11 protein-coding genes and 1 tRNA gene are annotated in these 14,328 nt (G+C 61.0%); 10 read left to right on the top strand and 2 right to left on the bottom strand.

The window, feature by feature from the left end:
- Nucleotides 1-1,210: bifunctional UDP-N-acetylglucosamine diphosphorylase/glucosamine-1-phosphate N-acetyltransferase GlmU (gene glmU, locus QM600_RS17935; protein ID WP_283262841.1), on the bottom strand; the 1,210-nt coding region annotated here is incomplete at its 3' end.
- A 53-nt stretch (nucleotides 1,211-1,263) separates the two neighbouring features.
- Nucleotides 1,264-1,334 (bottom strand) — tRNA-Gln (locus QM600_RS17930).
- Nucleotides 1,335-1,498: 164 nt separating this feature from the next.
- Between QM600_RS17930 and QM600_RS17925 the strand changes: the two genes are divergently transcribed.
- From QM600_RS17925 to QM600_RS17880, 10 genes are all read left to right on the top strand, one after another.
- Complete coding sequence (locus QM600_RS17925; protein WP_283262840.1) at nucleotides 1,499-2,152, top strand: TetR/AcrR family transcriptional regulator; 654 nt, start codon at nucleotides 1,499-1,501, stop codon at nucleotides 2,150-2,152.
- Between the two features lie 188 nt (nucleotides 2,153-2,340).
- Nucleotides 2,341-2,982 (top strand): ScbR family autoregulator-binding transcription factor, encoded by a 642-nt coding sequence (locus tag QM600_RS17920; RefSeq protein WP_094274373.1) that lies wholly within the window; start codon nucleotides 2,341-2,343, stop codon nucleotides 2,980-2,982.
- A 308-nt stretch (nucleotides 2,983-3,290) separates the two neighbouring features.
- Nucleotides 3,291-3,770 (top strand): holo-ACP synthase, encoded by a 480-nt coding sequence (locus QM600_RS17915; protein WP_283262839.1) that lies wholly within the window; start codon nucleotides 3,291-3,293, stop codon nucleotides 3,768-3,770.
- Entirely contained in the window at nucleotides 3,767-4,009 is a 243-nt protein-coding gene (locus QM600_RS17910; RefSeq protein WP_094274372.1) for an acyl carrier protein, read from the top strand. The genes QM600_RS17915 and QM600_RS17910 overlap by 4 nt, the downstream gene beginning before the upstream one ends.
- 2 nt (nucleotides 4,010-4,011) lie before the next feature.
- The gene (locus QM600_RS17905) at nucleotides 4,012-5,196 is read left to right on the top strand and encodes an acyl-CoA dehydrogenase family protein (RefSeq protein WP_283262846.1); all 1,185 of its coding nucleotides are present in this window, start codon (nucleotides 4,012-4,014) and stop codon (nucleotides 5,194-5,196) included.
- Nucleotides 5,178-6,149 (top strand): amino acid--[acyl-carrier-protein] ligase, encoded by a 972-nt coding sequence (locus QM600_RS17900; RefSeq protein ID WP_502943017.1) that lies wholly within the window; start codon nucleotides 5,178-5,180, stop codon nucleotides 6,147-6,149. The genes QM600_RS17905 and QM600_RS17900 overlap by 19 nt, the downstream gene beginning before the upstream one ends.
- Nucleotides 6,149-7,135 (top strand): DUF1839 family protein, encoded by a 987-nt coding sequence (locus QM600_RS17895; RefSeq protein WP_283262837.1) that lies wholly within the window; start codon nucleotides 6,149-6,151, stop codon nucleotides 7,133-7,135. The genes QM600_RS17900 and QM600_RS17895 overlap by 1 nt, the downstream gene beginning before the upstream one ends.
- Nucleotides 7,135-9,684, top strand: a complete 2,550-nt coding sequence (locus QM600_RS17890) for a glycosyl hydrolase 2 galactose-binding domain-containing protein (RefSeq protein WP_283262836.1) — start codon at nucleotides 7,135-7,137, stop codon at nucleotides 9,682-9,684. The genes QM600_RS17895 and QM600_RS17890 overlap by 1 nt, the downstream gene beginning before the upstream one ends.
- A gap of 112 nt (nucleotides 9,685-9,796) precedes the next feature.
- A complete protein-coding gene (mfd, locus tag QM600_RS17885) occupies nucleotides 9,797-13,447 on the top strand; it encodes a transcription-repair coupling factor (RefSeq protein WP_502943016.1) in 3,651 nt (1,216 codons plus the stop codon).
- 6 nt (nucleotides 13,448-13,453) lie between these two features.
- Nucleotides 13,454-14,281: a nucleoside triphosphate pyrophosphohydrolase gene (locus tag QM600_RS17880; RefSeq protein WP_283262835.1), complete on the top strand. Its 828-nt coding sequence runs from the start codon at nucleotides 13,454-13,456 to the stop codon at nucleotides 14,279-14,281.
- The last annotated feature ends 47 nt before the right edge of the window (nucleotides 14,282-14,328 follow it).

Here is a 14,328-nt window from a genome sequence, read left to right as displayed (position 1 = left end):
CAGTACGGCTCTTGTTCACCCCGTCGTAATTGACGAAGACGCTCGAAGCTCCGATGTTGCTGTGATGGCCGATGGTGGCATCGCCGACGTAGGTAAGATGCGGAACCTTCGAATGCTCGCCGATATCGGCGTTCTTCGTTTCCACGTAGGCGCCGAGTTTGCCGTGGGCGCCAAGGTTCGTGCCCGGACGAATGTAGGCGAAGGGACCCACAGAGGTGTCCTCGCCGACAGTCGACCCGCTGGCGTGTGAACGGATGACAACGGCGCGGGCGCCCACCGTCATATCCGTCAGAGTTGTATCTGGGCCGATCACAGCGTCTTCGCCGACAGAAGTGGCACCGGTTAACTGCACTCCGGGAAGCAGCGTGACGTCTTGTTCGAGGGTGACGTCGCAGTCGATCCACGTACTCGCGGGATCAACGACGGATACTCCGGCGCGCATCCACTTTTCGACGATCCGACGGTTCAATTCGCGACCTAGGGTCGCGAGCTGCACACGATCGTTGGCGCCGGCGACGAGAACCGAATCGGCGATGTGCTGCGCTCGAACTCGTTTACCGGCTCGTCGGGCGATCATGATCACATCGGTGAGATAGAACTCGTGTTGCGCGTTGTTCGAATCGAGCGATGCCAGTGCGTCGCGCAGCGTCTCGAAATCGAAGGCGTAGACGCCTGAGTTGACCTCGGTGATCGAACGCTGCGACTCGGTCGCTTCCTTCTCCTCGACGATGGCGTTGACTTCGCCGTCGGTAGTGCGCAGGATCCGGCCGTAACCGGTGGGATCCGAAGCTGTGGACGTCAACACCGTCACGGCGGCGGCCGGTGTACTCGTGTGGCGCTCGAGAAGGTTCGCGATGGTCGTGCCGTCGAGGAGGGGGACGTCGGCTGCGGTGACCAGGACGGTGCCGCGGAAATCGGCGGGCAAGCCTTCGAGGCCGCAACTGACGGCGTGCCCGGTGCCCTTCTGCTCGTCCTGCACCGCGATGGTGATCGAGCGGTCCAAATCTGCGGCGACGGATGTCACGGCTGCGGATACTCGCTCACGATCGTGTCCGACGACGGTCACGAGATGAGTCGGATTCAGGGCCGCTGCGGCGTGGAGGGAGTGCGCGAGCATTGTGCGGCCGGCGAGAGTGTGCAAGACCTTGGGAGTTTTGGACTTCATCCGAGTGCCTGCACCCGCTGCGAGAACGATCACGGCGGTTTGCACTGGTTTGAGCTCCCTCTATAGATCATCAACTGCGGCCGATCATCAACTACCAGCTCCGCCGCCAGGACTCGAACCTGAACTATCTGAACCAAAATCAGAGGTGCTGCCATTACACCACGGCGGACTGCCACGCTCTCCGTACCTTACGGTGGATTACGCGAGAGAATAATCGCATGCCGACCCCACGTAGGTCGAACCGCTCCTCGGTTTCGGGTCGCGCGGTGCCGATAGGCTTGCTTCCACAGGTGCGGTAACAACCGCCCGACAGCACGGTGGAAAGAGGCAGTCATGGCAACGGTTCCCGGTCCGACGGGCGTTGACCGCGCACCCGAGCGAGCGATTCGGGTCCGGATGACGGGCACCCAGCGTCGCCAGCAGTTGATCGAGATCGGCCGGGCACTCTTTGCCGAGCGCGGATACGAAGCAACCTCGATCGAGGAAATCGCTCAGCGTGCCAACGTGTCGAAACCGGTCGTCTACGAGCATTTCGGCGGCAAGGAAGGTTTGTACGCCGTCGTGGTCGATCGGGAGATGTCGAGGCTGCTGGAGATGGTCACGTCTTCGCTGTCGCAGAATCGCTCGAGAGTTCGAGTCGAACGGGTTGCGTTGGCTTTGCTCACGTATGTCGAGGAACATACCGACGGGTTTCGAATCCTGGTTCGTGATTCATCTGTCGTGGCTCCCAGTGGCACTTATTCCAGTCTCCTCAACGACGCGATCAGTCAGGTGGGGTACCTCCTGGCCGGAGACTTCTCGCGGCGTGGATTCGACCCTGGACTAGCAACTATGTACGCGCAGGCGCTGGTCGGAATGGTGTCGACGACGGCTACGTGGTGGCTCGACGAGCGCTCGCCGTCCAAGGAAGTTGTGGCAGCGCACTTGGTGAATTTGTGCTGGAACGGGCTTACCAATCTCGAGGCCGACCCTCAATTGGAGGGTTAACGCAGGCGTGCCTGTCGGTAGAACCAGGATCGCAGTCTAAGCTGTGCTGGCTGTATCACGATCGTTTGATGGACAAATGCGGTTTGTTTGTAAGGTGCGCCGAAAGCTGGACCGTGCCTTCCATTTTGACGCTGTGAACGGGTAAGGGTCAGGATGCGTTCGATGTGTGGTTATTGGAGGCCGGATCGATGGTGAGGCAGGAACGGGCGGAAGCCACCCGTGATTCGGTACTGCGCGGAGCGGCCGGCGTATTCATACGTCTGGGGTACGCAAACGCCAGTTTGAGCGAGATCATCGCTGAATCGCAGGTGACCAAGGGGGCGCTGTACTTCCACTTCGGTTCCAAAGAAGAGTTGGCCAGGGCGGTGATCGACGAAGGCGCAGCCCGGTTCGACGCCAAGTGCGAGCTGTGGTTGGACCGTCGGACGCCGGCATTGGAATCGCTGATCGGCATCTCGTCGGTGACGGTCGACATCGGTGCGCACGACGTGCTTGTTCGGGCGACTTTCCGCTTGCTGGTCGAGATCGGTGACTACCGGGGATCGGGGCCGGCAACATTCGACGTTTGGCTCGACATCTTCCGGGAACTTGCCAGTCGCGCTGCCGATGAGGGCGACTTGCGCCATGACGTCGATTCCTCGGACATTGCACGTTTCTTGCTTCAGATGGTGTCGGGTGTTCGATTGGTGGCGGCCGCGACTGGAACAGTGCGTGAGTTGTCCGAGTCGATGAAGTCGTCCTGGAATATGGTCCTTCCTGTTGTCGTGCCTGAGTCGAAGGTTGAATATTTCCGTCAGTTCGCTGCACGCCGTCTTGGGACGGAACACTGAGCTCAGGCTAGGTGCAGGAAATCGCGGATGGGTGATTCCGCGGTTCGAAAACTGCTGCTTTCCCATTTCGCTCTTCGGGTTTTCTCGTTACCAGCACTTTAAAACAAACCAAGAGTATGTTTAACGGGTAGTTGAATATCGATTGGTCCGATCTTGCCCACCATTGAGATGTTGCGGTATGTTCTCCTGGTAGCCAGGCAGTTGCTGTACTGGTCGGGTTGATCAAGGCAGACGGGTTCGACGACACAAAGTCGGTGTAGCGGGCGGCGTAGGGGGTCGCCCGGTACACCGATGGAAGGGGTAACCAGATGAGCGGTGGGCACATGTCGGCGGTCGACTCTCGGGACGTCGACTCTCGGGACGTCGACTCTCGGGACTTCGGACCTCGGATTGGTTGCGACGTCGTCAACGTTGTCGACATCAGTCGGAGTATCGATCTTTTCGGACGTCGTTATCTGGAACGGACGTTCACGGCGCACGAGTTGACGACGTGTGACGGTCCGGCTCGAGATCAACGGTTGGCTGCTCGTTTTGCGGCCAAGGAGGCGGTGGTCAAGGTTCTCCGGCCACTCGACTCGCCGCTTCCGTGGAATTCGATCGAGATCACGCGAGAACTGTGGGGGGGATGTGGAGTAGTACTTTCCGGTGAAGCAGCGAAACTTGCCTTAGCGCAAGACCTTCAAGATTTTCAAGTATCTATTTCGCATGAGGCGGACGTCGCCATTGCAATGGTGATTGCCACGCGCTGCGACATTTCGCAAAAAACAGAAGGACGATGTCACCGATGAGTGATCAGGCAATTCGCAAGGTGCTCGTGGAGCACGGTCGGCTCGCAGTCGACGTCAGCACGATTGATGTGGAAGCTGATCTCTACGAATTGGGGTTGACATCCCATGCCAGTGTCAATGTGATGCTGGCACTGGAAGATTCGTTCGATATCGAATTTCCGGACGAGTTGCTGCGCAAGAGTACATTCGCGAGCGTCAAATCGATCGAAGACGCATTGATCGGTCTGGGTGCCGCGTGAGCATGCCGATGTCCGAGTTAGTTGTCGGAACCGCCCACGAACGAGCGCGGTTCGTTGCGGACGAGGTTGCCGCACTGTGGGCCGACGAGGTCGACGCGGAAGCGCGCTTCCCCGCAGAAGCGGTTGCTGCGATGCGTAAACAGCGGTTGTTGTCCGTGGCCGTGCCGACGGAGTTCGGCGGTGAGGGGCTGTCCTTGCGTGAGGTCTCCGAGATCGCACGGATTCTCGGATCGCGCTGTGCGGCCAGCGGAATGATCTTCGCGATGCATCAGACCCAGATCTATTCGTTGGTCAAGCATGGAAATACCGAGGCACTTCGGGCATTTGTTGTCGAGGTCACCTCGAATCAATTGTTGCTCGCATCGGCAACCACAGAACTGGGTATCGGCGGAGACGTCAGCCGAAGTTATTGTGCGGTCGAAGATCTCGGTGGTCATTTGCTGCTGATCAAAAATGCGCCGGTCATTTCGTACGGCGAGGACGCAGACGCGATAGTCGTCACGGCTCGCCGAACACCGGAAAGTCAGCCCAATGACCAGGTCCTGGTCGTCTGCCGTCGAGCTGATCTCACACTGGAGAAGACTACCGACTGGAATACCCTCGGACTGAGGGGAACGTGCAGTGTCGGATATATCCTTCGAGCCACCTCCACCCCGGACATGGTGGCGGAGGCGCCGTATTCCCATATCTCCACCAACACCATGCTTCCGGTCTCGCATGTGGTGTGGAGTTCGGTGTGGCTGGGTATTGCGGATGCAGCGCTCGAGAAAGCTCGCAAGTATGTGCGCGCTGCAGCCCGGAAGCAGCCGGGAGTGTCATCTCCCGGCGCTCTACGGTTGGCCGAAACAGCTGCTGTGGCACAACAATTCGCCGATCTGGTGGATTCATCTGCTCGTCGGTACGACCTCGCTACGCAGACCCGAGACGGGTCCGACGAGTCGGCCACAACAGATAGCATCGGTTTTGCATTGTCGATGAACAACTTGAAGGTCACCACGTCGATCTCGGTGGTGGAGATCATCGGTCAGACAATGCTCATCTGCGGGATCTCGGGTTATCGCGAGGACAGCGAGTATTCACTCGGACGGCATCTCCGTGATGCGCACGGCGCCGCGGTAATGGTGAACAACGATCGGATTATGGCGGGGTCTGCCCAGATGGCTATCGGATACCGAGGAACACTGTGACTACCAGTACCGAAACTAGCGAAACTGATTCTTTCCCTTCTGAACTCGACCTTGCGAGGGCGGAGTTTCAGCGGGAGTTGTTGGCAGGCGGCCTCCTCATCAAGACTGATGTGGACGGTCTGTACGGACGCTCAGGGGTTTTCGAGGACATCATCGACGGCATCGACCGCGTGGTGGTGGCGGCAGGTCCGGGGTCATCGGCGACACGCCTGCGCTTTCCTCCCGTGTTTCCGCGGACCAGTTTCGAACGTACCGATTACATCGCGTCGTTCCCCAACCTGACCGGTGCGATCAACACTTTCACCGGAAGCAATCTTGATCACGCACAGTTGCTCTCTGATCGTGCAAGTGGTGAATCGTGGGATCGATATCTCGAACCGACAGAGACGATGCTGGTGTCGGCTGCCTGCCATCCGGCCTATGCCCAGTACTCGGGCGTCCTTCCCAAGGGCGGAGTGCTGCTTGATATCTACGGTTTCTGCTTCCGTCACGAACCCGCGATTGACCCGGCGCGTATGCAGGCGTTCCGGATGCACGAGTTCGTCACCATCGGCGATGCCCACGTGGCGGCTGCTCACCGTGAAACCTGGATTCGACGCGGCCTCGGCGTCCTCGACGAACTTGGCCTCGAGGCCACGCCGGTCATTGCAAACGATCCCTTCTTCGGGCGGGCCGGCCGTATGTTGGCCGCAAACCAACGTGAAGAAAACCTGAAGACGGAGCTCGTGGTTCGGTTGTACGGTGACCACGACGCGGGCACAGCGATCGTGTCGTCCAACAATCACCTCGACCACTTCGGCCAGACGTTCGGAATTACGACTTCCGACGGCGAGGTTGCTCACAGTTCCTGTGTCGGATTCGGAATGGAACGTATTGCTTTGGCGCTCTTACGGACACATGGCTTGAAGGTCTCAGGCTGGCCGGTGGAAATTCGCGGACGTATGGGTTTGTGATGGCACGCCTCCTGGATGTTGTCCCCGACGGGTACTCCTCGCACGCCATTCACCGCGATGATCGGGTGTGGGCGCAGACCAACTGCTACCTGGACTTGTGGATCGAGGTGCTGCATTCGCTCGAGCTCGACCCGGTGCCGGCGTTGGCCTGTGCATTTTCGTCGAGGTTCGACGGTACGCAGTGGACTTTTCTGAAGCTCAAGGCCGAAGACATTGTGGCGCTGTACGGAATCGACGTCGCAGAGATGAATGTCTGGCGAGCTCCGCTGGTACATATCGAGGACAATCTCGCGGCGGGAATGTTGTCGACCGTGGAGGTCGACGGCTATTGGCTTCCCGACACATTGGGGACGAGTTACCATGAGGCGCATACCAAAACCACGATTGTTCCCAATCGGATCGATCGGGTAGCGGGCGAACTCGAGTACTTTCACAACAGTGGATACCATGTTTTGCGGGGTGAAGATTTCTCCGGTGTTTTCGACCTCGATCGTTCGAGTTTGCCGTCGTTTGTTCCTTACGTCGAACAGATTCGACTCTCTCCAGGTTATGCAATGAATGCCGGGAACGTCGCGGACGTTGCGCGTCGAAATGTTGCAGTCCGTCCGCCGGGAAATCCGGTGCGCGAGTTGGGCCGACGAGTGGTCGAGGATTCCGAGTGGGTCCAGGCGGCAGGTATGGATGCCTTTCATCTCTGGTCGTTCGGATTGTTGCGTCAATGCGGTGCCAGCGCTGAACTTGCGGGCGATGTCAGCGAATTTCTCGACACGGCAGGGTTTTCCGGAACAGTTGAGGCTGCCGAAGGCTTCCGCAAGGTTGCTGCGGGAGCAAAGAGTGTTCAATTCCAGATGGCGCGTGCGGCGAGGGGACGCGCCGTGGACCCCCGTGATCAACTCGACGAGATGGCAGTGTCCTGGAAGAACTCCATGGAAATCATTACGGCCATCGTCGGAGTCGAATCGCAGCGACACCTCAGGCTGGTGTGATGGCACGCTACTCTCGAGAAGATTTGCTTGACGGAGCAGATTGGCGTTGTATCGCAACAGATCCCGGAGTGGTGTCGAATCCGGCCGAGCTGGCCGCGATCTCCGGGGAGTGGCACCGGGCGACGGTACCGGGAACCGTGGCGGGGGCGATTCGCGAATTGGACGGGCCCGGGTCCGTTGACATCAAGGCGCTCGACACCATGGACTGGTGGTTCGTCACTCGGGTGGCCACGACCGGTGAGGGGTCGTGGCTGCTCCACTTCGACGGGCTGACAGCGTTTGCCGATGTCTGGATAGACAACACGTTGACCATCTCGTCGGAGTCTATGTTCGTTCCCGGTGAAGCGATCGTGACCCGTGATACGACGAGCGGGCGTGAGATCACGATCGCCATTCACTTTCATTCGCTGGCAGCGGTATTGAGTTCGCGTCGGCCACGCGGCCGATGGCGTTCGGCTTTGGTCCGCGAGCAAGGGTTGAGGTGGATACGCACGACCCTGCTGGGGCGGGCGGCGGTGTTTTCCGGAGTTCCCGTTCCGGTGGGACCGTGGCGAGGCATCCGATTACTGGATACCCACAAGGTTGGCGTTGTTTCTCGGGCGTTGGATGCCAGCGTCGTCGGCGGCGCAGGTGAGGTCGAGATCACGGCACGGCTCTCGGGCTTGCCGAACGGTGTTGTGGCCGTCGCGGTGGCTGTCGGTGCGGTGCGCGGGTCGCTCGCCGTCAAACCAGGCAGAGATGGACTGGCCGACGTCACCGGTGTCGTCGAGATTCCCGACGTGGATCTCTGGTGGCCGCACACGCATGGCGCCCAGCACCGGTACCCGGTGTCGATCGAGGTCGGCGGAAAGGTCTTCGAGCTGGGGAACGTCGGTTTTCGCAGCCTCGAGGTTGATCGAAGCGGTGGCGGATTTCGCCTGTCGGTCAACGATATTGACGTGTACTGCCGGGGCTCGGTGTGGGTGCCTACCGATCCGATCTCCTTCCAATCCGAGACCTTGACAACTCAGGTGCTCGAACGGTGCGCCGGCGCCGGCGTGAACATGCTTCGGGTTCCGGGCACCATGGTTTACGAGAGCGATCATTTCTGGAACGAGTGCGCACGGCTGGGCATTCTCGTCTGGCAGGATGCGATGCTTGCGACACTCGATCCTCCGGACACCGCAGAGTTCTTCGCACTGTTCTCAGCTGAGATACGTGCGTTTCTCCGGCGCGTCGGCGGCAATCCTGCTCTCGTGGTCCTCTGTGGTGGAAGCGAAACCGAGCAACAGCCGGCCATGCTCGGTTTGGTCGATCAGCAGATCTCGATCATTCACTCTCAGTTGCCGTCGTTGATCGCCGATCTCGCACCCCACGTCGAATACGTGACGTCGTCGCCGTCCGCTCCGCCCGAGCGCGACGAGTTGGTTACCCACGTCGGTAGCGGTATCGCGCACTATTTCGGAGTGGGTGCCTACCGTCGTCCGCTCGACGACGTGACGCGCGCACGCGTGCGATTTGCGGCAGAGTGCCTGGCATTTGCGATTCCGCCTTCCAACAACGTCATCGAATCCGCATTCGGTTCCGTGTCGGCGGCGGGTCATCATCCGGCGTGGAAAGCAGCGGTACCGCGTGACAACGGGTCTTCGTGGGATTTCGAAGACGTTCGCGATCACTACGTCAAGACGTTGTTCGGTGAGGATCCGAGCGAGGTGCGCTGGTCCGATCCCGAACATTATCTCGACCTGGGCCGAGCAGCGATCTGTGAAGCGTTCGGGGCAGTTCTCGGCCATTGGCGTCGAGCAGATTCCGGATGCGACGGCGCCCTCACCCTGGCACTGATGGATCTCGAACCGGGGCCGGGATGGGGAGTCCTCGACTGGCAGGGCACCCCCAAAGCGCCGTGGTACGTGCTTCGGCGCTACTCGAAACCACTGGCTCTCATCGTCACAGACGATGGAATGGACGGGCTTCGTCTCGACGTGCTGAACGAGACCGCGCAGCCGGTCGTCGGCGAAATCCGTATCCGGGCGCACAGCAGGTCCGGGATCGTGCCGGTGAATGCCGTCGCCGCGGTCAAGATCGAGGCTCACGGAAGCCAGAGCCTGTCCGTCGACGCCGTGGTCGGACGATTCACCGATCTCACACATGTTTTCAAGTTCGGCCCGCCCAATTACGACGCCGTCACAGTCACCCTCGAGAACGACGAGGGAACGGTGCTCGACGAGGTAGTGCACCTGTTGGGGAGCGCCGCCCGGCCTCTCGAACGCTCGTTGGGGCTGTCGGCAATCGCACGCGCGGTCGGCGACGACGAGTGGGTCGTCGACGTCACGTCCGAAGGTACGGCGCAGTACGTTTCGCTGGACCTGCACGGATTCGATCCGGAGGATTCCTGGTTCCATCTGGCACCCGGAGGCTCGCGGACAGTGAGGTTGCGCCGCGTCGGTCACGCGAAGACTGTGATCGGTCGGGTGCGGGCGCTCAACTCACACGAAAGCGTGGCGGTCGCGCCGTCGACGGTGGCCGATCCTCCTCGGGTTGCGCCGACCAGGCGGGTTCCGCGTAGGTAGGGCGCGCTCGCGGATAGAATCAACTCGGCGTCACTCACTCTTGGAGCGGTGACGCCCGGGTTGTTCGTCCGCAGCTCGTCGTCACCGCTGAGGAGCGCATTCTTTGTCTGCCCTGCCGCCTGCTGCCCTGCCGCCCGCTGCCCAGACTTCGCTTGCCGGACTTGCCGAGGCCGCACTCGCGGACACGGCATTTACCGCGGTGACCGAGGCGATCGGTAGCGCCAGACTCGATATCGTTGCGCCCAAACCGGCGAGGCCGTTCATTGCGGCTGCGCTCGCAGCGCACAATCCGGTGCTACTGGTCACTGCGACGGGTCGTGAGGCCGATGATCTGACTGAGGAACTCACCGAGATGATCGGGGGCGCTGTCGCGCAGTTCCCGTCGTGGGAAACGTTGCCGCACGAGCGGCTTTCGCCGAGCGCCGATACCGTCGGGCGACGTATCGAGGTGCTGCGTCGGCTCGCACGTCCGGAGGACGCGTCGTACGGCGCGCCGTTGCGTGTTGTGGTGACGACGGTGCGCTCGCTGGTTCAGCCGATGGCACCCGGGTTGGGGGAGATCGAGCCGATAACCCTGCGCGCGGGCACCGAGATCGACTTCGAATCCGTGCTGGTCCGACTGGTGGAGATGGCGTACACACGCGTCGACATGGTGGGCAAACGAGGCGAGTTCGCGGTACGCGGCGGCATTCTGGACCTCTTCTCACCAACCGCCGATCATCCGGTTCGAGTCGAATTCTGGGGCGACGAGGTTTCGGAACTCAGGTATTTCTCGGTCGCCGATCAGCGGTCACTGCCTGATATCGACGTCGACGTCGTGATCGCGCCACCGTGCCGGGAATTGCTGTTGACGCAGGACGTCCGGGATCGGGCAGCGAAGATCGCAGCCGAAAACCAGGCCGACGCGTCGCTCGTGGAAATGCTGGACAAGATCTCGGCGGGCATTGCAGTCGAAGGCATGGAAGCGCTCCTGCCGGTGTTGAAACCCGGTGAACTGCAACTGCTTTCCGACATTCTTCCGGACGGAACCCATATCGTTCTGTGCGATCCGGAGAAGGTGCGCACGCGCGCAACGGATTTGGTTCGAACCGGGCAGGAGTTTCTGGAAGCGTCATGGACCGCAGCATCGATCGGCGGTGCGGCGCCTCTCGATACGTCCATTCTGGCCGGAGAGTCCGGTCTCGGTGCCTCTGCCTATCGGTCGTTGCGTCAGATACGCGAGTCCGCAGAAGCCGGTGGGCGTCCGTGGTGGACCATCAGCCCGCTGGCGTCGGGCAACGGCGAAGAACTGGAACTTCCGATTCAGGCGGCCCCACAGATACGCGGATCCGACGACCTCCTGGCTGAGCTTTTTGTCAGTCTCCGCGCGCATGTGAGCACCGGTGGGCGTGCGGCAGTCGTCGTCGCCGGCACTGGTACTGCAAAGCGCATCTACGAGCGACTCGGCGAGGCCGAGGTTCCGGCCACGATGCTCGAACCCAGCGCGGTTCCGGCGCGTGGTCAGGTCTCGGTGTTGCGCGGATCGTTGCACGACGGTCTGGTTCTGCACGGCGGTAGCAATATCCCCGGATTGGGCGACGTGCCGGGAATGGTCATCGTCACCGAAGCTGACCTCACCGGCAATCGGGTTGCCGCAGTCGGTGACGGTAAACGTCTACCAGCCAAGCGTCGTAACCAGGTGGATCCGCTCGCGCTTGCCGCCGGCGACATGGTTGTTCACGATCAGCATGGCATCGGGCGGTTCGTGGAGATGGTGGAGCGCACCATCGGCGGCGCGCGACGCGAGTACCTGGTCATCGAATACTCCGCCAGTAAGCGTGGGCAGCCCGGAGACCGGCTGTTTGTGCCGATGGAGTCGCTGGATCAATTGTCCCGCTACGTCGGTGGCGAGATGCCGGCGCTCAGCAAGCTCGGCGGATCCGACTGGGCCAATACAAAAACCAAGGCACGCAAGGCAGTTCGCGAGATCGCCGGCGAGCTCGTGCAGCTCTACGCTGCGCGTCAGGCAGCCCCCGGGCACGCCTTCGGGCCGGATACTCCGTGGCAGAAGGAACTCGAGGACGCGTTTGCCTTCACCGAGACCGTCGACCAGTTGACGGTGATCAGTGAAGTCAAGGGCGACATGGAAAAACCTGTCCCGATGGACCGCGTTGTCATCGGCGACGTCGGATACGGCAAGACGGAGATCGCAGTTCGCGCAGCGTTCAAGGCTGTTCAGGACGGCAAGCAGGTTGCGGTTCTGGTGCCGACGACTCTGCTTGCGCAGCAGCATCTTCAGACTTTCACCGAGCGGATGGCATCGTTCCCGGTCAAGGTTCGCGGGCTCTCACGCTTCACCGATGCGCGAGATTCCAAGGAGATCATTGCCGGGATGGCCGAGGGCGAGGTCGACATCGTCATCGGAACACATCGTTTGTTGCAGACTGCCGTCCGCTGGAAGGACCTCGGACTGGTCATCGTCGACGAGGAGCAGCGGTTCGGCGTCGAGCACAAGGAACACATCAAGGCGTTGCGTACACACGTCGACGTACTGACGATGTCTGCCACCCCGATCCCTCGTACGCTGGAAATGAGCATGGCGGGCATCCGGGAGATGTCGACAATTCTCACGCCTCCCGAGGAACGTCATCCGATCCTGACATACGTCGGCGCCTATGCGGACAAGCAAGTTGCTGCGGCAATTCGTCGTGAACTTCTGCGTGACGGTCAGATCTTCTATGTTCACAACCGCGTGAGTTCGATCGGCAAGGCAGCCAAGAAGATTCGTGAACTTGTCCCGGAAGCGCGCGTCGTGGTCGCGCACGGACAGATGAACGAAGACACTCTCGAGAAGACCGTTCAAGGATTCTGGGAGCGAGACTTCGACGTCCTGGTATGCACCACCATCATCGAGACCGGACTCGATATCTCCAATGCGAACACGCTGATCGTCGAGCGCGCCGATTCGCTCGGACTCTCGCAACTCCATCAGTTGAGAGGCCGGGTGGGGCGTAGCCGCGAACGCGGGTACGCATACTTCTTGTATCCCCCCGAAAAGCCGTTGACCGAAACGGCCTACGACCGTCTGGCCACCATTTCGCAGAACTCCGATCTCGGTGCCGGCATGGCCGTCGCCATGAAGGACCTCGAAATCCGTGGCGCTGGTAACGTTCTCGGTGCCGAGCAGTCCGGTCACGTAGCCGGAGTCGGATTCGACCTCTACGTGCGGTTGGTCGGCGAAGCAGTCGAGGCGTATCGGGCCGCCGCTGACGGACGCCCCATCACCACCGACGATGCGCCCAAGGAAGTCCGGATCGACCTCCCCGTCGATGCGCACATTCCGCCGGATTACGTCACCAGTGATCGGCTCAGGCTCGAGGGCTACCGGAAGATCGCTGCCGCAACGGATTCGGACGGCATCGCCGCCGTGGTCGAGGAACTCGTCGACCGTTACGGACCGTTGCCGGAAGAAGTCCGTCGTCTTGTGTCCGTGGCGAAGCTGCGACTCCTGGCTCGGGAGTACCAACTCGAAGAAATAACGGTCACCGGTACGCAGATCAAGGTTGCGCCGATGGCGTTGCCGGATTCCAAGCAGATCAGGCTCAAACGGATCTATCCGAGCGCTCAGTACCGGGCAACCACGGGTTTGGTGCAGTTGCCGATGCCGCGAACCGGTGGTGTCGGTTCCGATCGCCTGCGTGATGTGGAACTGCTGCAGTACATCGCGGACTTCATCCTGGCCCTCGACGGTCGGGCAGCCGGCGCTGTCGTCATGGAGGCTTGAGCGCACGTGACCGAGGTTTCTATTGTCGTTCTGCTCGATCCATTACGGCCGGATGTTGTTCCGATCGAAGCGGTTTGGTTCTTGACGGGGCCCGTCCACATCGACGGCACGGTGCCGGAACCGGTTCGGGCAGCCCTGCCTGATTCCGCTGCGGGCGCGGCGGTGATCGTGATGATGGACGGCGACGGACCGCGGATCGCGGCCTTCGCGGCGTCGGGGGCTCGGATTGTGCGGGCGGCGCCTGTTCGCGGCGACAGATTGGTGGAGGCAGCCTCCATCATGGACCGGTTGTGGAAGCGCGGCGGGTGGGAGGCGACGCAGACTCACGAGAGCCTCTCGGTCTATCTCGTGGAGGAGACGTACGAGGTGCTCGACGCCATCCTCAGCGGCGATGAGACAAACCTGAGGGAGGAACTCGGTGACCTTCTGCTTCAGGTGCTGTTCCACTCGCGTATCGCGCAAGCACATGGTGTCTTCGAGTTGGACGACGTCGCCGGCGCGCTGATCGACAAGTTGGTTCATCGCAGTCCGCACTTGACGAGTTCCGGAGTAGTGGATATCGCCGAGCAGGAGTTGGCGTGGGAGCGACTCAAGGATGCGGAGAAGGCCCGCGCGTCGTCGATGGACGGCATCGCGAAGTCGCAACCGCCGATACTGCTGGCGAAGAAGGTGATGAACCGGGCAGCCCGAGCCGGGGTGACCGAGATCATTCCCGAAGCAACATTGGAGGGCTTGATCGAGCGGTGCCGAGAAGCTGACGCAGCGCTTGTCGACGCCCTCGACCTGCTGATCGCCGAAGTCCGCCACTGGGAGACGCAACAGTCTCGTACGTAGAAGGCTTTGCCCCGAAGGCCCGCGATTCCTGGTAATTAGTTGGCAAT

The sequence above is a fragment of the Rhodococcus sp. IEGM 1379 genome (assembly GCF_030056815.1).
Classification (GTDB): domain Bacteria; phylum Actinomycetota; class Actinomycetes; order Mycobacteriales; family Mycobacteriaceae; genus Rhodococcus_F.
This window is presented reverse-complemented; position numbering and strand designations above follow the sequence as displayed.

Bases quoted from the DNA above. Each gene is read 5' to 3' on its own strand.
- QM600_RS17925 (WP_283262840.1), top strand. From the start codon at position 1,499: ATGGCAACGGTTCCCGGTCCGACGGGCGTTGACCGCGCACCCGAGCGA.
- QM600_RS17920 (WP_094274373.1), top strand. From the start codon at position 2,341: ATGGTGAGGCAGGAACGGGCGGAAGCCACCCGTGATTCGGTACTGCGC.
- QM600_RS17915 (WP_283262839.1), top strand. From the start codon at position 3,291: ATGAGCGGTGGGCACATGTCGGCGGTCGACTCTCGGGACGTCGACTCT.
- QM600_RS17910 (WP_094274372.1), top strand. From the start codon at position 3,767: ATGAGTGATCAGGCAATTCGCAAGGTGCTCGTGGAGCACGGTCGGCTC.
- QM600_RS17905 (WP_283262846.1), top strand. From the start codon at position 4,012: ATGCCGATGTCCGAGTTAGTTGTCGGAACCGCCCACGAACGAGCGCGG.
- QM600_RS17895 (WP_283262837.1), top strand. From the start codon at position 6,149: ATGGCACGCCTCCTGGATGTTGTCCCCGACGGGTACTCCTCGCACGCC.
- QM600_RS17890 (WP_283262836.1), top strand. From the start codon at position 7,135: ATGGCACGCTACTCTCGAGAAGATTTGCTTGACGGAGCAGATTGGCGT.